Consider the following 23,149-nt stretch of genomic DNA (forward strand, 5'->3'; position numbering starts at 1 on the left):
TTATTCGCCCAGATAGGCCGTGACGACCTCGGGATCGCGCAGTACCTCGGCGGGCGCGCCCTGCGCGAGCTCGCGGCCGAAGTTCAAAACGTAAATGTATTCGCAGATGCCGGAAACCAGCTTCATATCGTGCTCGATCAGCAGAATGGTCACATCGAACTTATCGCGCACCAGACGGATGGTGTCCATCAGCTCCGCGGTCTCGTTCGGGTTCATACCGGCGGCCGGCTCGTCGAGCAGCAGCAGCTTGGGCTCGGTCGCGAGCGCGCGGGCGATCTCCAGCTTGCGCTGTTTGCCGTAGGGCAGGTTGGCCGCCTTAAAATCGGCCATGCCGTCCAGATCGAACACGCTGAGGATTTCGAGCGCGCGCAGGTCCATCGCGCGCTCCTTTTTGCGGTAGGAGCCGAGGTGGAACACACTTTCGCCGAGCGTATAGGTCATTTGGTTGTGCAGGCCGACCTTGACGTTGTCCAACACGGTCAGCTCCTGAAACAGGCGGATATTTTGGAACGTGCGCGCCACGCCCATTTTACAAATCTCGTGCGGTTTCTTGCCGATTAGGTTTTTCCCGTCCAGCCGGATACCGCCGTCGGTCGGCCGGTACACGCCGGTCAGCATGTTGAACACGGTCGTTTTGCCCGCGCCGTTCGGGCCGATCAGGCCGACAAGGCCGCCCTTTTCGATCGACATGGAAAGCTCATCCACGGCGCGCAGGCCGCCGAACGAAATACCCAGTTCGGTCACTTCCAGCATCGGCATATCACGCGCCCCCCTTTCCGGCCATACCGGCTTTTTCGATCTTTTCCATCTGCTTCAGCCCGCGCTTTTCCGCAAGGCGGCGCTTGAAGCCCGAATTGTTGAACAGCATCATCGCGATCAGCAGGATCGCGTAGATCAGCATGCGCCAATCGTTCACCGCGCGCAGCACCTCGGGCAGTACGGTCAAGAGCGCCGCCGCGATGATCGAGCCCCAGATGTTGCCCAGTCCGCCGAGTACGACGAACACCAGAATGAGGATGGACGCGTTAAAATCGAATTGCGTCGCCGATACCTTGGTGTAGTTCATGGCGAACAGCACGCCCGCCATACCGGCCAGCGCCGCCGATATGACAAAGGCGAGCAGCTTGTAGCGCGTGGCGGATACGCCCACCGATTCGGCGGCGATGCGGTTGTCGCGCACGGCCATGATCGCGCGTCCCGCGCGCGAATGGATCAGGTTCAAAACGACGAACAGCGTGATCAGCACGAGCACGATGCCCGAAATAAACGAGGAAAGCTTCTGGTTGCCGCTCAGGCCCATCGGTCCGTTGACGATCATCTTGCCGCCCTCGGCAAGCGTGAAGCGCTGCTCAAGCAGGCTGAAATGCAGGCCGCCCCCGTCCATGCCGATGTACAGGACGTTGACCATGTTTTTGATGATCTCGCCGAACGCCAGCGTGACGATGGCGAGATAGTCGCCCTTGAGGCGCAGCACCGGCACGCCGACGATCACGCCCGCGACCGCGGCGAACAGGCCGCCGCACACCATGGCGATCGCGAGCCGCACGGGCGCGAACGGAATCGCCTCCGCAAGGCTGGCCGCGACGACCGCGCCCGAAAACGCGCCGACCGACATGAAGCCCGCGTGGCCGAGCGATAATTCGCCCAGCACGCCGACCGTCAGATTGAGCGAGACCGCCATGGCGACATAGGCGCAGATCGGCACGAGCTGACCTTTGAGCGAGCTGGAGATGCTGCCCGCCGACAGCATGATCTGAATGACGATAAAGGCCGCGAGCACAGTGCCGTAGCACAAAAGGCCGGTGCGCGTCGACCGTTTCAAACTTTTCAGTTTCATCTTCGCGCCCCCTTACACTTTTTCACTGCGGCGCTTGCCAAGCAGGCCGTCCGGCTTGATGATCAGCACGATGATCAGCACCGCGAATACGATCGCGTCCGACAGCTGCGTGGATATGTACGCCTTGGAGAAGATCTCGATCAGGCCGAGCAGGACGCCGCCGAGCATTGCGCCCGGGATTGAGCCGATGCCGCCGAATACCGCCGCCGTGAACGCTTTGATGCCGGGCATCGCGCCGGTGGTCGGCATCAGGGTGGGGTAGGCCGAGCAGAGCAACACGCCCGCGACCGCCGCAAGGCCCGAGCCGATGGCGAAGGTGATCGAGATCGTCGTGTTGACGTTAATGCCCATCAGCTGGGCCGCGCCCTTGTCCTCGGACACCGCGCGCATGGCGGTGCCGATCTTGGTCTTGGTCGTAAAAAGGGTCAGGCCGACCATGATGATGATGCACGCCGCGACGGTGACCACCGTCGTCATTGTGATGGACAGCTCGCCGCCAAACAGCTTGAACGTGTGGCTGCCGACGACCGAGGTAAAGGTTTTGGGATTCGCGCCCCAGATCTTGAGGGCCGCGTTTTGCAGAAAATAGGATACGCCGATGGCGGTGATCAGCACGGCGAGGGACGAAGCCTGCCGCAAAGGCTTATACGCCAACCCCTCGATTACCACGCCGAGCACCGTGCACACCGCGATGGCAAGCAGCACGGATACCAGCGGGGTCAGGCCCCAGTACGCCGTGGCGCAGAACGACATGTACGCGCCGATCATGATAACGTCGCCGTGGGCGAAGTTCAGCATTTTGGCAATGCCGTATACCATGGTGTAGCCAAGCGCGATGATCGCATACACGCTGCCGAGACTGATCCCGCTGATCAAATAGGACAGGAAGGTCATGGGTAGGAACACCTCACATCTTTTATTTCTCATTTCTTGTGGAGCGGGGCGACGGTTCGCCGCACGCGCCAAGCCGCCGCCCCACCCCATAAACGGGGCGGAATGCAAAAAAGGGCAAAGGAGGGACCGTCGTCACGATATAACGGCGCCCTCCCTTGCTCTTCATTGAGACTTGCTTTAAATTACATGCCGACGTAAGCGCCGTTCTGGATGACCATGCCCTTCGGGCTCTTGGATACAGCGCCGGTCTCATCCCAAGTCACGCCTTCGCCGGTCAGGCCGTCGAACGTGATCGTCGGGAAGGTCGCAACCATCTTCTCGCAGAGATCCTGCGCGCTCATGTCCGCCGTGCAGCCGGCCGCTTCAAGGGCCGCCTTGTAGGCGTAAATGCAGTCGTACGCATCCGCTGCGAACTGGTTCGGCACGTCGCCGAACTGGGTCTTGTAGGTTTCAACGAACTTCTTGGTGCGCTCGTCCTCCGCATCCGCGTTGAACGGGGTCAGCAGCATAACGCCTTCGGCAAGCGAGGTGTCGAAGCCTTCAAGCGTCAGAATGCCGTCCATGCCGTCAATGCCGAATACCTTGGGTGCGAAGCCCGTGTCGTTCGCCTGCTTGAGGATCAGGGAAGCCGGCTGGTAGTAGATGGGCAGGAACAACAGATCCGCGCCCGCGGCCTTGGCTTCGCCGAGCTGCACGGAGAAATCGTTCGAGCTGTCCTTGGTGAAGGTCGTGGCCGAAACAATCTCCAGACCGAGCTCGTCCGCCTTGGTCTTGAAGGTGTTATACACGCCCTGCGAGTAGTTGTTGTCGTTCTGATAAATGACGCCGATCTTGGAGCCAAGCTTCTGATCCACAATGTACTGTGCGGAAGCCGTGCCTTGGTTCGGGTCGGCAAAGCACATCTGGTACACGTTGTCCACACCCGCGGTCACGTCCGGAGACGAAGCCGACGGGGTCAGCGCAAAGATGCGGTCCTCGTTGTGCAGAACGTTGGTGGCAGCGCCCGGCGTCGAGGTGACCGTGCCGAGAGAAAGCTGCAGGCCCCAGTCCTTCAGGGCGTTATATGCGTTTTCAGCCTTTGCCGGGTCGGACTCGTCGTCCTCATACTTCCAGTTCAAACTGGATCGCGCCGCCCTCGGCGTTGATCTCGTCTACCGCGATCTGCGCGCCGTTCTTGGCAGCGTTGCCGTAAATGGCGTTATCGCCGGTTAACGGGCCGGTGCCGCCGATCTTGAACGCCGCGGCGGACGTGCTCGCGCCGCCGTTATCGGCGTCCGGCGTCTTGTCGGCGTCGCCCTGCTTGCCAGCATCGCCGCCGCAACCGCTGAGCACCGATGCCAGCATCGCGCCGGCCAAGAGCATGCTTAGTGTCTTCTTCATGGTGAATCTTCTCCTTTACGATATAATCTCCCCGCCCCCTATGAAATGCAACCGCTAAGAGGTCTCGGATTATTTTCTTATTATACTACCTTTTGTTTGTTTTTGTATCTTTTTTTTCTTCTCTTGAGTAAATTCATAGAAACCGCTGATTATCATTTCAGAGAATGCACCGCTTTTGTGTGTTCTTACCGAAAACACTTGTCCACCTTGCAAGGAATGATGCAGCTTTGCAAGCACGCTCTTGCAAAAAGAAAGATGCACTGCAAAACGACCGGCAGGGGGCCGTCAGACGAGGGCGCCGTCCCTTACGGTAAGCACCCGGGTGCTGCTTTTCGCGGCCTCCGGCGAGTGCGTCACCATGATGACCGTTTGGCCGGTTTCGCGGTTTACCTGCCGCAGCAGGCGCATGATCTCGTCGCCGGTCTCGCTGTCCAGATTGCCGGTCGGTTCGTCCGCGAACAGGATTTCGGGCGCGCCGATCAGGGCGCGGGCGATGGCCACGCGCTGCTGCTGGCCGCCGGATAGCTCGCGGGGCGTGTGTCCGCGCCGGTCGGACAGGCCGACAAGCGCCAGCATATCGTCCAGCCGCTTGCGGTAGTCCGCCGCCCTTTTACCGTCCAGCAGCAGGGGGAGCAAAACGTTTTCCTCCACGTTCAGGTTGGGGATCAGGTTGTAGAACTGAAAGACAAAACCGATCTTTTGCCGCCGCAGTCGGCTCATTTTATCATCGTCCAAGCGGGAAATGTCGGCGCCGTCCAGTAGGACATGGCCGCTCGTCGGCGTATCCAGCCCGCCGAGGATGTAAAGCAGCGTGCTTTTGCCGGAACCCGACGGCCCCATGATGGATACAAACTCCCCTTTTGCTACCCGCAGGGAAACATCCTTCAGCGCGTCCGTTTCCGTATCGCCAAGGCGAAATGTTTTGACGAGATGCCGGGCTTCTAGGGCTATTTGTTTCATGATAAAAAACCTCCATACCGTTTGGCCTTATTCAAAGCGAATCTGCTGCGCCAGCGCCATGCGCCGCGCCTTTCGGATGGGCACGGCGGAGCCTGCCAGCGTGATCGCAACGCCCAGCGCGCCTGCGGAAAGAAACGTCAAAGCGTCAAGCGTCGGCGCGGCCGTTATTTTGGGGCCCGCCACAAGAAAGATCGTTTGTATTTCCAGATAAGATACGAGAATGGCGAGCAGCGCGCCGGTCAGGCCGGTGCAAAGCCCTTCGATCAGCGTCATTTTCACATTTTGGCGCAGGCTAAGCCCAACCGCCCGGTACATCGCGACGGCGCGCCGTTTTTGCAGAAAGCCGATCAGCAGATTGTTCACCACGCCCACCGCCGCAAGCAGCAGGATCAAATAGGTCATGCCATGCATAGGCCGCAAAAATGTACCCACCGTGTTTTGCGCGTCCGCGTTAAATTCCGCAACCGTGCGGCTCCAGTTTTCGGTATCGCCGAACAGGCTGCGCAGCTGCACCATGATCGCGTCCGGGTCGGCGGCGGTGTAGGCGAGGAAGCCATAGCCTATATCCCCGAAATCCGCGTTCGCGCAGGCCGAGGGGATGATCGCTTCCACATCGGTCGCGCGCGACCGAAAGCTATCGGCCACCCGGTAGCTCTGCCGATTCGTTTGCACGGACAGCGTAAGGGTGTCGCCAACGGCGACGCCCAGCCGCTCCATAAAGCTTTCGCTTAGCAAAACGGCGCGGCCCGCGGCAAACGCGGACACGGCTTGCGCCTTGCCGTCCGGTTCCTTGTAATGCAGCGCCAGCATGCCGCTGTATGAATCCACATCGTCGGTTGCTTCCAGCCGGGAAAGAGGCACGCCGTTCGCCCGCACCCCATCGTTCCATACGGAAAGGGGCAGCACCGTTTCGATGCCCTCCATGTCCTTCACCTGATCGACGAACGCCTGATCCATCTGTCCGTCCGCGAAGCCCTGCAAGGCCGCGCCGCGAAACACGTCGCTGACGTAGTCCGTCACAAAATTGCCGACGACCGTGATCGCAATGACAGCGGAAAGGCTGATAAACAGCAGCGTGATATTTTGCGCGGCGTTCGGATCATCCCGTAGGTTGCGGGCGGCGAGCCGGCCTTCGTTCCCGAAAAGAAGGCCCAGCGGCTGCTGTAAAAGTGCGGAAAGCAGGTTCATCAGCAGCGGGATTAGCAAGATCGCGGCCGCGATCAGGCCCAGCAGCGACAGGCCGCCCGCCGGGTAAAGCAAACGGTTCGGCGCGGCGCGGGGCAGAAAAAGGGAAAGCGCAAGCAGCGCCGCGCCGCAGCCAAAAGCCAAACGCCTGCCCGGCGGCTTTTGCTCCACCGTGCCCAGCACGACCGCCTTGATGGGCAGGCGGCTGGCCCTGCGCACGGGCAGCAGCGCGCTGAGCAGCGATACGCCGAGCGCCACGGCAAGGGGCAGCAGCACGCTGTACGGCGTTAGTACGATCGGTATGGCAATACCCTGCGCCAGCGACCGGCCCATGCCCCGCAAAAGAAGCCGCAGCGCCACAAGACCAACCGGCAGCGCGAGCAAGCCGCCGATGCCGCCGTAAAGCGCGCTTTCGGCCAGCAGAAGGCGGGTGACCGCCTTCTGCGTCGCGCCGATGCTGCGAAACGTGCCGATCACGGGCAAACGGTCGAGCGTAATGACCTTGTAGCTGCTGTAAATGATGAACACGCTCATGGTCAGCGAAAAAAAGCTGATCAGGAAAAAGGGCATGGATTTTTGCCGCGCGTCGGCTGCAATCTGCGTTTCGTTGACGACCTCGGCAATGGAATATCCCTCCGGCAGCGCGGCTGACAGCGCTTGCTTTAGCTCGCCGGTGGTCACGCCCTTGGCGGGCGCGAGCAGGATTTCGCTGTATTCCTCGCCCGCGCCAAGGATACCGGCCAACGTGGAACGGGGCAGCAGGGCGGTCGCGCCCCGGGTGTGCCGCAGAAAAACAGTATCATACGCGGCGATCGCGGCGACGGAAAAACGCATGGACCGGCCGCCGATTTGCAGGGCGACCGTATCGCCCTGTTTGATGCCGTATTTCTCGGTGAACCGGTCGGGCAGCACGATCCGGCCGCCGGAAAAGTCCGAAAGGGCGCCGCCGTTCACAAGGCGCGGCGGATTGATCTGTTCCAGCTTTGTCAGATCGGCCGCGACCAGATCGATTGATTCATAATAGCCCTCTTCGTGGTAAAGCGCCGCGCCCTTGAGCATGCCGACGTTAGCGCCGGTCTCGGGCAGGGAAGGCAGGGCGGCGGGATCGATCCAGCCCGTCCCGGCGGTCACGGATAGGGTGGTGCTGCCCGCCATGCCCCGCGCCATTTTTTTCTGCGCGCTTTCATAGGACGCGCCTACGGACAGGGATACGAACAGAAGCGTCGCGGAAAGCAGAATGGAGAGCAGCATCACCGCCGTTCGCGCTTTTCGTTCCTTCACGTTCATAAGCAAATAATGAAATAAAATTTTCATGGGTCCGCCTTCTTTCTCCGCCGGTACCCACAACACAGAAAAAGACCGGCGGTTTATCATGATCTTTATGATAAACCGCCGGTCTTAAATCGTGCTTCAGCGAACCTTAATTAACCTTAACGAGGGGAAAATCGATCTGAAAAATGGTGCCCGCACCGGGAACGCTGGAAACCGCAAGGACGCCGCCATGCAGCTCGATGATGCTTTTGGAGATCGCAAGCCCCAGCCCCGTGCCCTCGGGCTTTTGGCCGGTGTCCGCGCCCCGGTAATACCGGTCGAACAGTCGTTCTGTTTCGGCCTCGTTCATGCCCGGCCCATTGTCGGCCACCGTGATGCGTGAGGCGGCGACGTGCAGTTCTACCTCGGTGTCGGCCGTTCCGTGCACAAAGGCGTTGATGATCAGGTTGCGGAACGCTCTGGTCAGAAGCGTTTGATCGAACGGCACCATAAGACGCTCCGCGTCGCTGGAAAAGCGGATCACGCGGCCCTCATAAGCCGGGTCGTTCAGAATATCGATCGCCAACTCCTTTAGAAAGCGAACGATATCCTGCTCTTGCCGGTCTACGGACAGCATGTCGTTTTGAAGCTGATAGGTCAGCTTCAGATCGTCGATCAGGGCTTCCATATACGCGGCGTTTTTCAGCGTAACGGCCGCATACCGCCTGATTTGCTCCGGCGTGGCGCGGTCCTCCCGCATAAGCTCCGCATAGCCCTTGATGGGCGAAAGCGGCGTTTTAAGATCGTGGGTGATGTTTGCAATCCATTCCTCGCGCGTTCGTTCCGTTTGCGCCCGCGCCCGGTCGCTCGCGCGAATTTCCGCATCCAGCGCGTTCAGGCTTTCGGTCAACTCGCGAAACGCGCCGGTAGGCGGCTGGGCAAGGTAGCGGCGGAACGCGATCTCCTGCACCGAGGCGGTGAGCCGCTTGATCGTTCCGGCCGTCCAAAAACCATATACCGCGCCCGAAAGCAGCACGGCGCAAAACAGCACGGCGGCAAGGGCGAGCAGCAGCGCCTTGCCGCCCGTGAACCGCGCTCCGCTCAAATACATGGTGACCTTGGCGATGGATAGGGGAAAGTAAAGCAAATAGGTGTATTCCGTCCCCTCGTGCGAGGCCGTGCCCACAAAAGCGGTGCTGTCGTCCTCCGTTAGCCGTCCCGTTTGGAAAAGCTGCAACAGCGCCGCGTCGGAATAGGCGGCCGGGGCGCTCTCGGGCTTTCGGTAGCAAAGCACCTCGCGGCCGGTGCGGTCGAGCACTTGCAGGCCGATACGGTAATCCCGCAGCAGCTCGACGCCCGCCTGACTGACCCGCGGCTGTCCGTCGATAAAAAGAAGCTGCTGCTGAAATTCCTCGGTCAGGGCTTGCGGTCGGTCGGTTCGCATGGCGGCGTCGTCCGGCCCGTGCACGGTGATCAGCAGAAAAAACAAAACGGCGGCGGCAAGGATTGTGCCGAGCAGCGAAAAGAGAAAGATCAAATAAATATGGAGCGTGGTGCGGTAACCGGCGCGCTGCATTTAAGTCCCCTCCTTCCGAAGTCGGTAGCCCAGTCCCTTGACGGTGGTCAAAAGCTGGGGACGGGAGGGGATATCCTCGATCTTTTCACGCAGATGCCGGATGTGAACCATGATAGTGTTGTCGCAAACGCTGCTGTACTCGCCCCAGACCTGCTCATATAGCCGTTCCTTGCTGATGATCTTGCCCGCGTTTTCCATCAAATAGGACAGAAGCAGAAATTCCCGCCCGGTCAGCGCAAGCTCTTGGCCCGCTTTAAAGGCCCGGCCGCCGTCCCGGTCGAGCGAAAGCGACCCCACCGTCAAAGCCGCCTGACCCGGTCGCGCGCCGGTTTGATACTGCTGGCGGCGCAGCTGCGCCTTGACGCGGAACGCGACCTCGCGCGGGCTGAACGGCTTGACGATATAATCGTCGCCGCCGCAGGAAAGGCCGAGTATTTTATCGATATCGTCGTTTTTAGAGGATACGAACAGGATGGAGCAATAGGAAAACGTCCGAATTTGCCGGCATACCTCAAGCCCGTCCATATCCGGCAGCATGATGTCGAGCAGCACGGCGTCGGGCTGAAACGCGCGGCAGACGCGCAGGGCGTCCCGCCCGGTATAGGCCCGCTCGATCTGCCGAAAGCCGTCCTGCCGCAGCACCTCTTCGATCAGGTCCGCGATATCCTTTTCATCGTCCACCAATAAAATTTTGCCGTCCATGCGTTTCCCTCGCTTTCCGCGCGCTGTTCTGTACCCCTCATTATAGGGGCTTGGCCGCCGAAAAACAAGTGGGCGGAGTGACCGCACCAATGTCATTCAGTTTATATGTTTGTCATTCTGAGCGGAGCGAAGGATCTCGCGCGAACGCGCGGTTGCTGCCGAAATCGGGGGTTCGCTTTGCTCACAATTTAATGCGCGGCGGTAGCCGCGAGGGACGCTGCGGCGCCCGCTGCAAGGGCAAGAGGGAGCGGACACCTTGCGGTTTCCTCGCCCTCTTGACTTCCACTCTTTCCCTGTCTTCTGGCCGGGGCGGCGCGTGCCGCCCCTTTGTTTCTGTATGACGTATTGTGGTGCTGTGCCGGGTGCCTAGGGATTCAGTAGAAAGCTGCCTTCGCTCGGCCGGACCGGCCTGCTTTGCGCGCCCACGTATCCCGGCGCTCCGTTTGGCCGGTGGTTCGCTGCGCTCACAATTTAATGCGCGGCGGTTATATGCGTTGTTATCCCTCCGTACATGATGATTGTGAACACTGATAAAGTAACTATTGTTTATCATATTGCTAATATTGATGAACAGTACGTGCTTATATTAACGCATTCTTTATTGTAAAATTACAATAAGGTGATGTAAGTAGAAAAGGACGTAAAAAAGCGATTGACCGAAGAATCGTGCGGCGGTCAGGCGCAACCCGCTTGACTGAACTTTTTTATCATCCGGTTATTGCTGCCTAAAATGATAATAGAAATACTGGGTTTATACCAACACAATTATCACTTAAACTATAGCATAGACGAAGTTGTAAACATTTGGCTATAGGACGGAAATGATGTTGCATGATTTTATGGCTATACAGTATAACCATAAAGCCGTTGCACCACTATTTTAGTGATACAATGAAGATACAATATACTTAAAAGAGGGATAAAACATGAAGCTATTGATGGGGCAACGCTTGAAAAAAGCACGAATCAGCCGTGGACTGACCGGCGAACAATTAGCGGAATTATGTCACATCAATGCGACTTATCTTCGCCAAATCGAAGCAGAGCGAAAGACGCCCAGTCTGCCGGTATTTATCAGCTTATGCGACGAACTTAAAGTATCGCCAACCTACTTGCTTACCGATGTGCTGATAGAAAACGAACTAAGCGATTTTGGCGTACTTTCAGATCTATGGCAGAGCGCAACGCCTATTCAAATTCAAATTGTCACCGCTATGGTGCGCAGCGCATTGGAGCAAATGTAGTTTAGCATACCGAGAATCGGCGGAGTGAGGTCACTCCGCCCTACAAGCGGGGACGCTTGGCTGGCGTAGGGCGGCGTGACTCACGCCGCCGCACGCGGCTACTGCCGCGCATTAAATTGTGAGCGCAGCGAACCACCAATCAAACGGAGCGCCGGGATATGTGGGCGCGCAAAGCAGGCCGGTCCGGCCGAGCGAAGGCACCTGTCCACTGAATCCCTAGGCACTCGGTAAGGCACCACCAAACGGTATGCAAAAACAAAGGGGCGGCACGCGCCGCCCCAGCCAGAAAATAGGGAAAGAGTGGAAGTCAAGAGGGAGAGGAAACCGCAAGGTGTCCGCTCCCTCTTGCCCCCGCGGCGGGCGCCGCAACGTCTCTCCGCGGCTACCGCTGCGCATAAAATTGTGAGCGTTAGCGAGCCTCCTCGGACAGCAGCCGGCGGTAGGTCATATCCACGCCAAACGCGCCGAGCGGGGCGGTGATCAAAATGGCGAGCACGGCCACCGTCAGCACGATCTGGCCGCAAGCAAGCCCCATCGTCAGCGGAAGCGAGCCAATGGCCGCCTGCACGGTCGCCTTGGGCGTGTAGGCGATCATGCAGAACAGGCGTTCCTTCATGGACAGCGGGGTTTTCAGCAAGCATACAAAAACGCCGATCATGCGGAACACCAGCGCGCCGAAGATCACAAGAACCGCCGCCAGCCCGGCGGAGGCGGCGTACTGGATATCGACCGTGGCGCCGACCAGCACGAATAAAAGCACCTCGGCGGCTACCCAAAGCTTGGAGTACTTGGCCGAGAGCCGCCCCGCGACCTCGGGGCGGCGGCGGTTCACCGCGATGCCGCAGCTCATAACCGCGAGCAGGCCGGAAAAGGGGACCGTACCCTTCAGCGCGTTTTCCAGCGCCACCAGCAAAAACGAAATGCTGAGCAGCACCACCACCTTGGTGGAATCCCGCACATGGACGCGCCGGTAGAATGCCGCGAATGCCAGCCCAAGCGCAAGGCCGCCCACGATGCCCGTAACGATCGAAATGGGTATCTGCACAAAGGTGACGGGCGAAATCGTCCCGCCCTGCGCCAGCCCGGTAAAGGCGGCGAACATGACGATGACGAACACATCGTCCACCGAAGCCCCGGCAAGGATCATTTGCGGAATGCTGCGCCCGGTACCGTAGCCGCCCTCCATCAGCTTCAACATTTTAGGCACGATCACCGCGGGGGATACCGCCGCAACCACCGCGCCCATAATGGCCGCGTCCAATACGGAAATGCCCAGCAGCCGGGGTGCGATCGTCACCATGCCCACCATTTCAAAGCAGGCGGGGACAAAACACATCAGTACGGCGGGCCGCCCCACCTTTTTCAGATCGTTCAGGTCGAGCGACAGCCCGGCCCGCGTTAAAATGATGATCAGCGCCACCTGCCGCAGATCGGCCGAAATGCCTAAAATAGAACCGTCCAGCAGGTTCAGCACATAGGGTCCGAGTATAATGCCCGTGATCAGCATGCCAAGCAGGCTGGGCAGCCGCAGCCTGCTGAAGAGCCACCCAAGGCTCATCCCAACTAGAAAAATCAGCGCAATACTGGTTAACATATCCTTCCTTTACCTCCTTAACATAACAAAAAAGCTGATAACTCTGCAATCGCTTGCAGAAGTCATCAGCTTTTTAAGCGGTTTAGTGGTCACCCACAAGGGAGAACTTCATTCCCTGTTTTACTGATTATACCGGAAGCGCGGCAAAATGTCAATCCGCGTTTTGTTATTCCAGCTCGAACGCGCCGGTGTACAGCGTTTTGTTATTCCAGCTCGAACGCGCCGGTGTACAGCTGGTAGTACTTGCCGTGCTCGGCGATCAGTTGATCGTGGTTGCCGCGCTCGATGATGCGGCCAAGCTCCAGCACCATAATGACGTCCGCGTTCTGCACGGTACTAAGTCTATGCGCGATCACAAACACCGTGCGGCCATACATCAGGCCGTCCATGCCGCGCTGGACGATGGACTCGGTGCGGGTGTCAATGCTGCTCGTCGCTTCGTCCAGAATCATAACCGGGGGATCGGCCACCGCCGCGCGGGCGATCGATAGCAGCTGGCGCTGGCCCTGCGACAGGCTGCCGCCGTCGCCGCCGATCTCGGTATCGTACCCCTCGGGCAGGCGGCGGATAAAGTCGTCCGCGCCCGCAAGCTGGGCCGCCGCCTCGATCTCTTGATCGTTGGCGTCGAGGTTGCCGTAGCGGATGTTGTCGCGGATCGTGCCGGTGAACAGGTTGGTATCCTGCAAAACGATGCCGAGCGAGCGCCGCAAATCGGCCTTTTTGATCTTATTGATGTTGATGCCGTCGTACCGGATCTTACCGTCCGCCAAATCGTAAAAGCGGTTGATCAGGTTGGTAATCGTGGTTTTGCCCGCGCCGGTCGCGCCGACAAAGGCCACCTTTTGGCCCGGTTCGGCGAACAGCGAAATATCGTGCAAGACGATCTTATCCGGGGTATAGCCGAAATCCACGTCGAAAAAGCGTACGTCGCCCTGCACGCGCTCGTAGGTGACCGTGCCGTCATCATGCGGGTGCTTCCAAGCCCAAACATTGGTCTTTTCCGGCGTTTCGTACAGGCTGCCGTCCGCGTTGATGCGGGCGTTGACCAGCGTGACGTAGCCGTCGTCCACCTCGGATTCCTCGTCCATCAGATCGAAAATGCGTTCCGCGCCCGCCAGCGCCATGACGATGGAGTTGACCTGCTGCGAAATTTGGCTGACCGGTTGGGTGAACGTCTTGGTCAGTTGCAGGAAGGAGGCGATCACGCCCAGCGTGATGCCGCCGCCAACGCCCGCGAGCGCCAGCGTGCCGCCGACCACCGCGACCAGCACGTACAAAAGGTTGCCGATGTTCATCATGATCGGCATCAGGATGTTGGCGAAGGTGTTGGCGCTCGTAGCGTTTAGGCGCAGCTCTTCATTGATCTCGTCAAACTGCTCCTTGCACTTTTCCTCGCGGCAAAATACCTTGACGACCTTTTGCCCGCCGATCATTTCCTCGATATAGCCGTTGACCTTGCCGAGGGATTTCTGCTGCTCGAGGAAGAACTTCGCGGAGTTGCCGCCGATCTTGCCGGTCACGCGCAGCATGACGAACACGCCGAGAATGACGAACAGCGTCAGCCACACGTTGGTGATCAGCATGGCGGCGAGCACGGCTATGATTGTGATGGCCGAGGAGAACATCTGCGGCACCGACTGCGAGAGCATCTGCTGCAGCGTATCGGTATCGTTGGTGTAGTGGCTCATCACATCGCCGTGGGTGTTGGTATCAAAGTAGCGGATGGGCAGCGATTGCATGTGGGCAAACATTTGGTCGCGCACGGTCTTTAAAACGCCCTGCGAGATCGAGACCATCAGCCGGTTGTAAAGGAAGGTTGACAAAATGCCGACGAGATACACGCCCGCCATCATGCCGAGCGCCCGGAGCAGCCCGCTAAACACCGGGTTCGCCTGCGCGAGCAGCGGGGTGATATAGTCGTCGATCAGCACGCGCAGAAACATGGAACCGCCCACGTTTGCCAGCGCGGACAGCACGATGCAGATCAAAACGACGAAGAATTTTGCGCTGTAACCTCTTTTAATATAGGCGAGCAGACGCGAAAGCGTCTTTTTCGGGCTTTTGGCCTTTTTGCCGCCGCCCATGCGGCCGCGGCGGCCGCCTCCCATCATCGGTCCCGGCATTATTCCTCGCCTCCCTTCTGCTGCTGGCGGTATACTTCCTGATAGATCTGGTTGGATGCGAGCAGGCTGTCGTGCGTGCCCACCGCGTCGATATGGCCGTTATCCATAATTATGATCTGGTCCGCGTCCTGCACCGAGGAAACGCGCTGCGCGATGATGATCTTCGTGGTATCTGGTATCTCCTCGGCAAAGGCGCGGCGGATCAGCGCGTCGGTCTTGGTATCGACCGCCGAGGTCGAATCGTCCAGAATGAGGATCTTGGGCTTTTTCAGCAGCGCGCGGGCGATGCAAAGGCGCTGCTTCTGGCCGCCCGATACGTTGGAGCCGCCCTGCTCGATATGGGTGTCGTAGCCGTCCGGCATCTGGGAGATGAAATCGTCGGCCTGCGCGAGCCGGCACACGCGCCGCAGCTCTTCGTCCGTGGCGTTTTCATTGCCCCAGCGCAGGTTTTCCTTGATCGTGCCGGAAAACAGCACATTCTTTTGCAGCACCATCGCGACCTCGCTGCGCAGGGTATCCAGATGATACGCGCGCACATCGACGCCGCCGACCTTGACCGAGCCCTCGGTCACATCGTACAGACGGGGGATGAGCTGCACCAGCGTCGATTTGGCGGCGCCCGTGCCGCCAAGGATGCCGATGGTCTGCCCGGCCTTGATATCAAGGCTCACGTCGCGCAGGGCGAACTTGCTGTGGTCGCCCTTGTAGCTGAAGCTGACATGCTCGAAGGAGATGTCGCCGGTCTTTACCTCGGTCACCGGCTTTTCCGGGTCGTGCAGGTCGGACTTTTCGGAAAGCACCTCGCTGATACGCTTTGCCGAAGCGCGGCTCATCGTGATCATGACGAACACCATCGCCACCATCATCAGGCTCATCAAAATCTGCATGATGTAGGAGAACAGGCTGGTCAGCTCGCCGGTCGTCATGCTGCCGCCGACGATCAGGCGCGCGCCGAACCACGAGATTAACAGGATGCAGGCGTACATGCAAAACTGCATCAGCGGCATGGCGCAGGCCATGGTCTTTTGCGCCTTGGAAAATTCGCGGTACAAAAGGCCGGATACGCCTTTGAATTTTTCGGTCTCATACTCCTCGCGCACGTAGCTTTTGACCACGCGGATACCGGTTAGGTTTTCCTGCACCACGGTGTTCATGCGGTCGTAGGTCTGGAATACGCGGGTGAACACCGGGCTGACGATCTTCATCAGAATGCCCAGACCGATCGCCAGAATCGGCAGCACGGCAAGGAACACCCAAGCGACCTCGCTGTTGATGCGAAACGCCATGATCAGCGAAAAGATCAGCATGATCGGGCAGCGCACCGCGATGCGCGTGATCATCTGAAAGGAGTTTTGCACGTTGGTCACGTCGGTCGTCAAACGGGTGACGATCGACGAGGTCGAAAAGCGGTCGATGTTGGAAAACGAAAAATCCTGCACGGCGTAATACATATCGTGCCGCAGGTTGCGCGCAAAGCCGGCCGAGCCGCGCGCGGCATAGGTGCCCGCGAGCGCGCCGAACACCAGCGCGAGCATGGCGCACGCGATCAGGATCAGCCCGTATTTCCAAATTTCATTTAAATTACCCGCGTCTATGCCGCGGTCGATCAGGAGCGCCATCACCGTCGGTATGACCACCTCCATCACGACCTCGAGTATGACGAAAAACGGGGTGAGCAGCGCGTCCTTCTTGAACTCGCGCACGCATTTTGCCAGTTGTTTGATCATATTTTGTCTCCTCCGAAGCCTCGCGTTGGTATTGTTCCAGATTTACCCGTATTTTTTCACATACGGCAAACCAAATTTCCAGCTCTTCCTGTGTCACGCCGCGCTGCATGAGCGCCTCGGTCGCTTCCAAGCCCTGATGGATCTCTTGATTCAGCGCCCGCGCCTTATCCGTCAAAACCAGACGTTTTAAGCGCGCGTCGTGCGCGGATTGCTCGCGCCGCACCAGCCCATGCTGCTCCATGAGCTGTAAAATGCCGGTCGCTGTCGAGCGGCGCATGGCAAATTGCGTTTCGATATCCTTCTGGAAGCGGTCGCCCTGTCCCTCGGACTGGATCAGATAGTGCAGCACCATCGATTGCATGCCGGTGATGCAGTCGATATCCGATCCGGCCATCATGCACGCCATCTGGCGCTTGATCAGATTGTTCAGCATGCCCAGCTCAGCGCCGATCCGTTGTTTCACGATTGTTAGCCCCCTTACTGTTAGTATGCTAACATATTATACGCCGTTTTGCGTTAATGTCAACAGGGTTCACAGAAAGTTCACCAAACAAAAAAGGTCGATCACTTTACAAATAAAACCGCTTGAATTAATCGAACAAATGTTCTATAATTGCTGTACAGACCAAAGGAAAGAGAGGCGGCGTTTATGGCGCGCGTAATCCTGCATTCCGACTTGAACCATTTTTATGCGGCGGTAGAATGCCTGCACCACCCGGAGCTGCGCGGCAAGCCTGTCGCCGTGGCGGGCAATATCGAGCTGCGCCACGGCATCATCCTGACGCGCACGCCGGAAGCCCGCGCGCGGGGCGTGAAAACCGGCGAAGCCATTTGGCAGGCGCGGGAAAAGTGCCCGGAGCTTATCACGCTGCCGCCGGATTTTGCTTCCTACCTGCGGTTTTCCGAATTGGCCCAGCGCATCTACGCGGACTATACCGACCAGATCGAGCCCTTCGGCATCGACGAAAGCTGGCTCGACGTGACGGACAGCGCCGCGGTTCGGGGCAGCGGGGAACAGATCGCGCAAGAGATCAGCGGCCGCGTCAAGAGCGAGCTGGGGCTTACCGTATCCATCGGCGTATCGTGGAACAAGATATTCGCCAAGCTGGGCAGCGATTACAAAAAGCCGGACGCGGTCACGGTATTTTCCCGGCAGAACTATAAGGAGCTGGTATGGCCGCTGCCGGTGGACGATCTATTGTGGATCGGCCCCGCGACCAAGCGCAAGCTGAAAAATCACAGCATCCAAACCATCGGCGAGCTGGCGCAGGCCGACCCGCGCCTGCTGCGCCCAAAGCTCGGCAAAATGGCCGACGTTTTGTGGGGCTTTGCCTGCGGGCTGGACCTGACGCCGGTGGCGCGGGCGGGGGCGGTGCCGCCGGTCAAATCGATCGGCAACGGCTGCACCGCCCCGCACGATCTGCGCTGTGACGAGGACGCCAAGGCCCTGCTGTTCACCCTGATCGAAGCGGTGGCCATGCGGCTGCGCGAGCAGGGCCTGTGCGCGGGCGGCGTGGCAATCGGCATTCGGGACTGCGAGCTGTGGAGCTTTGAACGGCAGTGCCGCCTGCCGCAGCCGACCGATATCACGGAGGAACTGATGGCGGCCGCGCTCGGCCTGTTTCGAGATAGCTGGGATTGGCGGCGGCCCATTCGCTCGCTCACCGTGCGGGTCATACAGCTTTTGCCCGCGAACCAGCCGGTACAGCTCGATCTGTACCGCGACGAAGCGGGCCGCGAGCGCTTGGAAGCGCTCGACCAAACGCTCGACTGGCTGCGCCGCCGCTTCGGCAACGCCTGCGTGCAGCGCGCGAGCGTGCTGGCCGATCCCGATATCGCCCAGATCGACGCGAAGAAGGATCATATCATTCATCCGGTCGGCTTTTTCGGAAGGGAGGCGACATAAGTGGTACGCAAGGTATATGTGGATGTGCTCGCCGCGTGGAGCCGGGACGGGCGCATCACGCCGCGCGTGGTCAAGTGGGAGGACGGCCGCCGGTTCCCGATCGACCGCGTGCTCGATGTGCGCCCGGCTGTTTCGCTCAAAGCCGGCGGCGCGGGCACGCGCTATACCGTCCGCATCGGACAAACGCAAAGCTTTCTGTTTTTGGAGCAGGACCGCTGGTGCGTCGAAGCGCATGGGTGAGCGATAAAAACGAGACCGAAAGCAGCGGTACCGCTGCTTTCGGTCTCGTTTTTATATCAGCAAATGCATATGGAACCAGCCGTCCGCCACCTGATAGTCGAGCACGCCGCCCCAGCGGGCGGCGAAGATGGCGATGCTGCGGGTGCCGTAGCCGTGTCCGGGGCGTGTGGCGCGGGGCAGGGCGGTGGAGGGGTCGAGCGATACGCCGTCCGGGCAGGTGTTGGATACAGTGAGCAAAAATTGCGCGCCATGCGGTTCGCCCAGAACCTTTACCGCGCGTTCGCGGCCCTTTGGCAGCGCCAGACAAGCGTGCAGCGCGTTTTCCAGCGCGTTGGAAAGCACGGTGGAAAGCTCGGCAAGGTCGGGTTCCAGCACATCCGGAAGCGCCAGCCTTACTCTGTACTGTGCGCCGCACCGGCCAAACGCGTCCCCGTAGGAGGAGAGCACCGCGTCCAGAATCGGGCGGCCGGTGTAGCGGGTGATGGTTTGGCGGGTTTGCTCCAACCCGTTTAACGTCTGCTGCGTGCGCTGCAGCAGCGCGCGGGCTTCCTCGTACGCGCCCGCGTCGATGCATGTGGAAAGCGCGTTGACGTGATGCCGCAGATCGTGGCGGAAAACGCGCTCGGCCTCGTCCTGCCGGGTGATTTCATCTGCCCGGCGCACAACCGCGGCCATCTGCGTGCGCAGCACGTCGTTATCGTGCGTTTGCTGCTGGCGCAGATAGATCGAGCGGAAAAAATAAGTCAGAATACCGTAAACGGTGCCCGTAATCGCAATAAGAGCGATTGCGAGCAATAAAGGAAAGCGGGCGCCGCCGCGCACATAATCATCAAGTGCCAGCGAGCTGGAAAGCAAAAACAACTGTATACCGATTGGAATGGCGCACAAATACCCCCACCCCTTTTCCACGGTTTGCTCCAGCTGCCGGATGGCGGGCTGGAGGAAAAAATACACCGCCAAAATGGATAGCATGGTGAGCGGCAGCTTAAACAGTAGCCGGGACGCAACGGGCAACAGCATAAAAAGCATGCTGGACAAAATGCCGCAAAGACTGACCACAAGACACATCGTACACAGCGAAAGCCAAAATATCGGTGTGCGCGGACGGCAGCAAAATATCATAATTAACACGCTGGGAATGGAGCATAGCTGTTTGATAATGGCCAGATAGTGGCCGAAATAGATAATGGGCTGCAGAACGAACAGCATCGCGAGAAGCAGCAGCCACATGCATTTCCGACCCGGTCTCCATTCCCTTTGCAGCAGCAGCATACCGGCAAAAAAAAGGATATAGGAAAGTGAAGTGGAGAGATTTTCCAACAAACACTCGATTGCCCTGTCGGGAATAAAGGCGGCCAGTGCGGAAGCCGTCATAACACGCTGCCTCTTTCATGCTTTTCCGCAAAGCTGTTTTGCATTTCCCGATTCATGAGGTATCCCCCCTATATAATAATATTTTATTATATATTGAATCGGTAGAAAAAGCAAGAAATGGGTCGGATCAGGCGGTCGCGCCGAGGTATTCCTCCAAACAGACCCCCTGCGACATGATTTCGTTCGCGGCGGTCTCTCCGACATAGCGGTAGTGCCACGGCTCGTAGCCGACGCCGGTCACATCGCTTTTATCGGTCGGATAGCGCAGGATAAAGCCGTAGGCCGCGCAGTTTTCGATCAGCCATTGCTGCTCGGCGGTCTGCTCCTGCTGCTCGTCGAGCAGCTGATAGGATTCGGCCACGATGTCGACCGCAAGGCCGAGCTGGTGCTCGCTGGTGCCGGGGGCGGCGACCCAACCGGCGGCCAGCCGCGTGGCTTCTTCCACGGAATAGCCTTGATTTAAGTAGCTTGCCACCTTGTTTTGAAACAGCTCGGTCTGCTTTTCGTTCGTGCGGTAGGAGGAGCAGATCAGCGGGCGCAGACCCGCCGCGCGCGCGTCGTCCATCATACGTTGCAGCGCGGGGTAAACGCGCGAGTCGATGGCTTGTCCGTTACGCAGCTCGGTCAGCTCGATCTGGGGATTGCCCTCGATCGGGTTTTTGGCGTTTACAAGCGTGAGCTGCCAAGCGTCCTCCGGCTGGATCACGGTCTCGTTGCCTGTATTGACAACGCCCGGCAGGATCGAGCGCGGCGTGCGCCCGCAGAGGAATCCGGCCAGCGCGGCAAGGAGCAGCAGGCATAGCACAAGCGGCGCCGTGCGGCGGCGTTTTCGGGAGATATGGGCAGGAGCTTTCATAAAAAACAGTCCTTTCGTTTTCTGTGCGTTTTCCACAGTATACGAAAGGACTGTATCGTACTTCGCGCGTTTTTGCATCAAAGTGGCATCTTTTAGTTATGGTTGATAGAAACGGCGTCGTCGCCGAAACGCGAGGTGCTGCGCATGCTGTCCGCGGCGAGCGAGAATGCCGGCGGGTCGCTCAACACAATGTCGATCGCGTAGGTCGTGCCGTGGAAGAAATAGCGGGAGGAAGCCCCCTCCACCAGATAGTCCTCGTAGCCGTACGCGGCGCCTACCGGGTCGAGCGTGAGGGAAACGCCGAGCTGCTTGGCAAAGCCCTCCGCCATAGCGGCGGAATCAAGCAGCATTTTTTCCATCGTGCGTTCATCCATATCCGGATCGTCCGGCGGGCGGTAAGAGGAAAGGGCGTACACCGCTCCCGTCTCCACATCCATGGTCAGCTCGACGCTGCCGCCGGTGCAGGAGAGCAGCATGACGTAAACGCTGACGCTTTCCCCCGTGGTTCGGTCGCGGTACAGCAAGCGGCTGACGGGGTTGTATTGGTATTCGCAGCTCGCGGCGGGGAAGTCGGCGGGCAGCACGCCGTAATCCACCAGTGTTTGCAGGGCGGCGCGCGCGTCGGTCAAGGCGGTTTGCTGCTCCTTTTCGGGCGGCTGCTGCACCACGAAGATGAGGCCGCTGTCATCCTGCGTCCTGCCCCGGCGCACCAGATCGATGCGCTGCGGCGGGGCGGTCGGCTGCGCGCCGGCCTCCTCGCGCAGCGGCTCGGTGTGGGTCACGCCGAACAGGCCGCGGTCCTGCACGCGCGAGGCGAACGCGGGCAGGATGGCCGCCGTCAGCACGACCGCGAGGGAGAGCAGGGGCAGCAGCGGAAAGGCTCGTTTACTCATGCGTCGCCGCCCCCTTTCAGAAAAATGGTTACACGGGTGCCCTGTCCCGGAATGCTGCGGAAGGTGAGTCTGGCGCCGTGCAGCGCCACGATCCGCTGGCAGATCGCAAGGCCCAGTCCCGCGCCGCCTTGCGCGCGGGCGCGCGATTTATCCACCATGTAAAACGCTTCCGTGATACGCTCCAGCTCCTCGGGGGGAATGCCCTTGCCGTTGTCGTAGATGGAAATGCGGTAGCCGCCGTCCGGCTGGCTCACGCCCTCCAGCAGCACCGCGCCGCCGCCGTCCATCGCCTTGCGGGCGTTGTCCATCAGGTTGAGCAGAACGGTGTGCATCAGATCGGGCTCCACCTGTAAGACCGCGTCCTCGCAGCGCACGGCAAACGCGATGTTCGCATTCGCAAAAACCGGCCGCAGCCCAAGCTCAACCCGTTCAAACAGCACGCGCGCGGGCACGGAGCGCAGGGGGAAAACCTGCTTGTCCAGCACAATCAGGTCCATCAGCTTGCGGGAAAGCGCTTCCAGCCGCTTGCCTTCGGTAAAAATATAGCCCGCGGATTCCGCGACCTGCTCGGGCGAGGAAGGGCGCGAACGCAGCAGATCGGCATAGCCGATGATGGAGGTCAGCGGGGTTTTGGTCTCGTGCGCGAAGCTGCCAACGAAATCCTCCTGCCGCCGGGCCGCGTCCTTTAATTCGTCCACCATGGCTTCCAGCCGCTCGGCCATCGCGTTGAAATCGGCCGAAAGCTTGCCCAGCTCGTCCCGGCTGGTGACGGGCACGCGCTGGTTGAACGCGCCGCCCGCGACGTGACGCACCGCGACCGAGAGCCGCCGCAGCGGCCGCGTGAGCAGGCTGGACACCGCGAAGGTGACCAGCCCCACGGCCGCGATCAGCGCCAGCATCAAATAAAAAAAGCGGTGGTACTGGTCGTCGCGCGTGTCGAACAGATCGGTAATCTCGCGAAAGTTTTCCAGAAAAACCATGCCGTCGGACAGGGTCAGCGGGCTGGCGGCGTGCACATAGGTCCGCTCGCCGAGCTGCATCAGCTCGTACCCGCGCTGTTCTGCGCCGAGCGATGCGAGCATGTCCACATCGCCCGCCGCGCCGTCGCCGGTGAAGAGCGCGTCGCCGTTCGGCTCGGTCAGGCGAAAGGGGATCGTGCCGCGCCCGGTCTCGATGCGCACCGACTGCGCGACCAGCGCGAGCGATTCGCGGTCGGTCGCGTAGCCGTTTTGTAGCTCGCGGTCGATCGCGTACCATAAAACGTCGTTTTCCTCGTAAGCGGCGGTGATCTCGCGTTTGAGCGAGGTGCGGAACTGCGAATCGATCAGCCAAAAGCCGCCCAGACTGATCGACAACGCCGTGATGACCACTGTGCTGCAAAAGATCTTCCAGAAAAAGCGCAAGCGA

At 59.6% G+C, this 23,149-nt stretch carries 18 protein-coding genes, 1 pseudogene and 1 riboswitch; of the genes and pseudogenes, 3 read left to right on the forward strand and 16 right to left on the reverse strand.

Features of this window, described 5'->3' with window-relative positions; genetic code table 11:
- From RWV98_RS04475 to RWV98_RS04510, 8 genes and pseudogenes are all read right to left on the reverse strand, one after another.
- Positions 1 to 759 carry an ABC transporter ATP-binding protein gene (locus tag RWV98_RS04475; protein ID WP_280961259.1) on the reverse strand — a complete coding sequence of 253 codons (759 nt, stop codon included), beginning with the start codon at positions 757 to 759 and terminating at the stop codon, positions 1 to 3.
- A 1-nt stretch (position 760) separates the two neighbouring features.
- Positions 761 to 1,837 carry a branched-chain amino acid ABC transporter permease gene (locus RWV98_RS04480; protein WP_317864049.1) on the reverse strand — a complete coding sequence of 359 codons (1,077 nt, stop codon included), beginning with the start codon at positions 1,835 to 1,837 and terminating at the stop codon, positions 761 to 763.
- A 12-nt stretch (positions 1,838 to 1,849) separates the two neighbouring features.
- On the reverse strand, positions 1,850 to 2,731 hold the full coding sequence (locus RWV98_RS04485) for a branched-chain amino acid ABC transporter permease (protein ID WP_317864051.1): 882 nt from the start codon (positions 2,729 to 2,731) through the stop codon (positions 1,850 to 1,852).
- A 182-nt stretch (positions 2,732 to 2,913) separates the two neighbouring features.
- A pseudogene (locus RWV98_RS04490) lies at positions 2,914 to 4,111 on the reverse strand (ABC transporter substrate-binding protein).
- 285 nt (positions 4,112 to 4,396) lie between these two features.
- Positions 4,397 to 5,071 carry an ABC transporter ATP-binding protein gene (locus RWV98_RS04495; protein ID WP_317864053.1) on the reverse strand — a complete coding sequence of 225 codons (675 nt, stop codon included), beginning with the start codon at positions 5,069 to 5,071 and terminating at the stop codon, positions 4,397 to 4,399.
- Positions 5,072 to 5,098: 27 nt separating this feature from the next.
- A complete protein-coding gene (locus RWV98_RS04500) occupies positions 5,099 to 7,570 on the reverse strand; it encodes an ABC transporter permease (RefSeq protein ID WP_317864055.1) in 2,472 nt (823 codons plus the stop codon).
- A gap of 106 nt (positions 7,571 to 7,676) precedes the next feature.
- Positions 7,677 to 9,083, reverse strand: coding sequence for a sensor histidine kinase (locus RWV98_RS04505; protein WP_317864056.1), 1,407 nt, complete (start codon positions 9,081 to 9,083; stop codon positions 7,677 to 7,679).
- On the reverse strand, positions 9,084 to 9,785 hold the full coding sequence (locus RWV98_RS04510) for a response regulator transcription factor (protein ID WP_317864058.1): 702 nt from the start codon (positions 9,783 to 9,785) through the stop codon (positions 9,084 to 9,086).
- A gap of 926 nt (positions 9,786 to 10,711) precedes the next feature.
- Between RWV98_RS04510 and RWV98_RS04515 the strand changes: the two genes are divergently transcribed.
- Positions 10,712 to 11,029: a helix-turn-helix domain-containing protein gene (locus tag RWV98_RS04515; RefSeq protein ID WP_317864060.1), complete on the forward strand. Its 318-nt coding sequence runs from the start codon at positions 10,712 to 10,714 to the stop codon at positions 11,027 to 11,029.
- A 409-nt stretch (positions 11,030 to 11,438) separates the two neighbouring features.
- Here RWV98_RS04515 and RWV98_RS04520 read toward each other — a convergent pair whose 3' ends face one another.
- From RWV98_RS04520 to RWV98_RS04535, 4 genes are all read right to left on the reverse strand, one after another.
- A complete protein-coding gene (locus tag RWV98_RS04520; RefSeq protein ID WP_280961267.1) occupies positions 11,439 to 12,623 on the reverse strand; it encodes a cation:proton antiporter in 1,185 nt (394 codons plus the stop codon).
- Positions 12,624 to 12,672: 49 nt separating this feature from the next.
- A riboswitch (Fluoride riboswitch) is annotated at positions 12,673 to 12,748 on the reverse strand.
- A gap of 78 nt (positions 12,749 to 12,826) precedes the next feature.
- Entirely contained in the window at positions 12,827 to 14,746 is a 1,920-nt protein-coding gene (locus RWV98_RS04525) for an ABC transporter ATP-binding protein (protein ID WP_442872099.1), read from the reverse strand.
- On the reverse strand, positions 14,746 to 16,425 hold the full coding sequence (locus RWV98_RS04530) for an ABC transporter ATP-binding protein (protein WP_280961296.1): 1,680 nt from the start codon (positions 16,423 to 16,425) through the stop codon (positions 14,746 to 14,748). The genes RWV98_RS04525 and RWV98_RS04530 overlap by 1 nt, the downstream gene beginning before the upstream one ends.
- On the reverse strand, positions 16,328 to 16,936 hold the full coding sequence (locus RWV98_RS04535; RefSeq protein ID WP_280961268.1) for a MarR family winged helix-turn-helix transcriptional regulator: 609 nt from the start codon (positions 16,934 to 16,936) through the stop codon (positions 16,328 to 16,330). The genes RWV98_RS04530 and RWV98_RS04535 overlap by 98 nt, the downstream gene beginning before the upstream one ends.
- Before the next feature lie 186 nt (positions 16,937 to 17,122).
- Between RWV98_RS04535 and RWV98_RS04540 the strand changes: the two genes are divergently transcribed.
- On the forward strand, positions 17,123 to 18,379 hold the full coding sequence (locus RWV98_RS04540) for a DNA polymerase Y family protein (protein WP_317864062.1): 1,257 nt from the start codon (positions 17,123 to 17,125) through the stop codon (positions 18,377 to 18,379).
- A complete protein-coding gene (locus RWV98_RS04545) occupies positions 18,380 to 18,619 on the forward strand; it encodes a hypothetical protein (RefSeq protein WP_317864064.1) in 240 nt (79 codons plus the stop codon).
- A 51-nt stretch (positions 18,620 to 18,670) separates the two neighbouring features.
- On the opposite strand, the gene RWV98_RS04550 is transcribed toward RWV98_RS04545, so the two are convergent.
- The 4 genes from RWV98_RS04550 to RWV98_RS04565 form a co-directional block, all read right to left on the reverse strand.
- On the reverse strand, positions 18,671 to 19,993 hold the full coding sequence (locus RWV98_RS04550) for a sensor histidine kinase (protein WP_317864066.1): 1,323 nt from the start codon (positions 19,991 to 19,993) through the stop codon (positions 18,671 to 18,673).
- A gap of 127 nt (positions 19,994 to 20,120) precedes the next feature.
- Complete coding sequence (locus tag RWV98_RS04555; RefSeq protein WP_317864068.1) at positions 20,121 to 20,849, reverse strand: M15 family metallopeptidase; 729 nt, start codon at positions 20,847 to 20,849, stop codon at positions 20,121 to 20,123.
- Positions 20,850 to 20,941: 92 nt separating this feature from the next.
- Positions 20,942 to 21,742, reverse strand: a complete 801-nt coding sequence (locus RWV98_RS04560; RefSeq protein ID WP_317864070.1) for a hypothetical protein — start codon at positions 21,740 to 21,742, stop codon at positions 20,942 to 20,944.
- Positions 21,739 to 23,145, reverse strand: coding sequence for a sensor histidine kinase (locus RWV98_RS04565; protein ID WP_280961274.1), 1,407 nt, complete (start codon positions 23,143 to 23,145; stop codon positions 21,739 to 21,741). The genes RWV98_RS04560 and RWV98_RS04565 overlap by 4 nt, the downstream gene beginning before the upstream one ends.
- Positions 23,146 to 23,149 lie beyond the last annotated feature (4 nt).

The sequence above is a fragment of the Agathobaculum sp. NTUH-O15-33 genome (genome assembly GCF_033193315.1).
Classification (GTDB): Bacteria; Bacillota; Clostridia; order Oscillospirales; family Butyricicoccaceae; genus Agathobaculum; species Agathobaculum faecihominis_A.

Excerpts from the sequence above, each read along its gene's own strand:
- RWV98_RS04505 (WP_317864056.1), bottom strand. The coding sequence starts at position 9,083 with ATGCAGCGCGCCGGTTACCGCACCACGCTCCATATTTATTTGATCTTT.
- RWV98_RS04525 (WP_442872099.1), bottom strand. The coding sequence starts at position 14,746 with ATGCCGGGACCGATGATGGGAGGCGGCCGCCGCGGCCGCATGGGCGGC.
- RWV98_RS04540 (WP_317864062.1), top strand. The coding sequence starts at position 17,123 with ATGGCGCGCGTAATCCTGCATTCCGACTTGAACCATTTTTATGCGGCG.
- RWV98_RS04500 (WP_317864055.1), bottom strand. The coding sequence starts at position 7,570 with ATGAAAATTTTATTTCATTATTTGCTTATGAACGTGAAGGAACGAAAA.
- RWV98_RS04550 (WP_317864066.1), bottom strand. The coding sequence starts at position 19,993 with ATGACGGCTTCCGCACTGGCCGCCTTTATTCCCGACAGGGCAATCGAG.
- RWV98_RS04475 (WP_280961259.1), bottom strand. The coding sequence starts at position 759 with ATGCCGATGCTGGAAGTGACCGAACTGGGTATTTCGTTCGGCGGCCTG.
- RWV98_RS04515 (WP_317864060.1), top strand. The coding sequence starts at position 10,712 with ATGAAGCTATTGATGGGGCAACGCTTGAAAAAAGCACGAATCAGCCGT.
- RWV98_RS04485 (WP_317864051.1), bottom strand. The coding sequence starts at position 2,731 with ATGACCTTCCTGTCCTATTTGATCAGCGGGATCAGTCTCGGCAGCGTG.
- RWV98_RS04555 (WP_317864068.1), bottom strand. The coding sequence starts at position 20,849 with ATGAAAGCTCCTGCCCATATCTCCCGAAAACGCCGCCGCACGGCGCCG.
- RWV98_RS04520 (WP_280961267.1), bottom strand. The coding sequence starts at position 12,623 with ATGTTAACCAGTATTGCGCTGATTTTTCTAGTTGGGATGAGCCTTGGG.
- RWV98_RS04560 (WP_317864070.1), bottom strand. The coding sequence starts at position 21,742 with ATGAGTAAACGAGCCTTTCCGCTGCTGCCCCTGCTCTCCCTCGCGGTC.
- RWV98_RS04510 (WP_317864058.1), bottom strand. The coding sequence starts at position 9,785 with ATGGACGGCAAAATTTTATTGGTGGACGATGAAAAGGATATCGCGGAC.
- RWV98_RS04495 (WP_317864053.1), bottom strand. The coding sequence starts at position 5,071 with ATGAAACAAATAGCCCTAGAAGCCCGGCATCTCGTCAAAACATTTCGC.
- RWV98_RS04480 (WP_317864049.1), bottom strand. The coding sequence starts at position 1,837 with ATGAAACTGAAAAGTTTGAAACGGTCGACGCGCACCGGCCTTTTGTGC.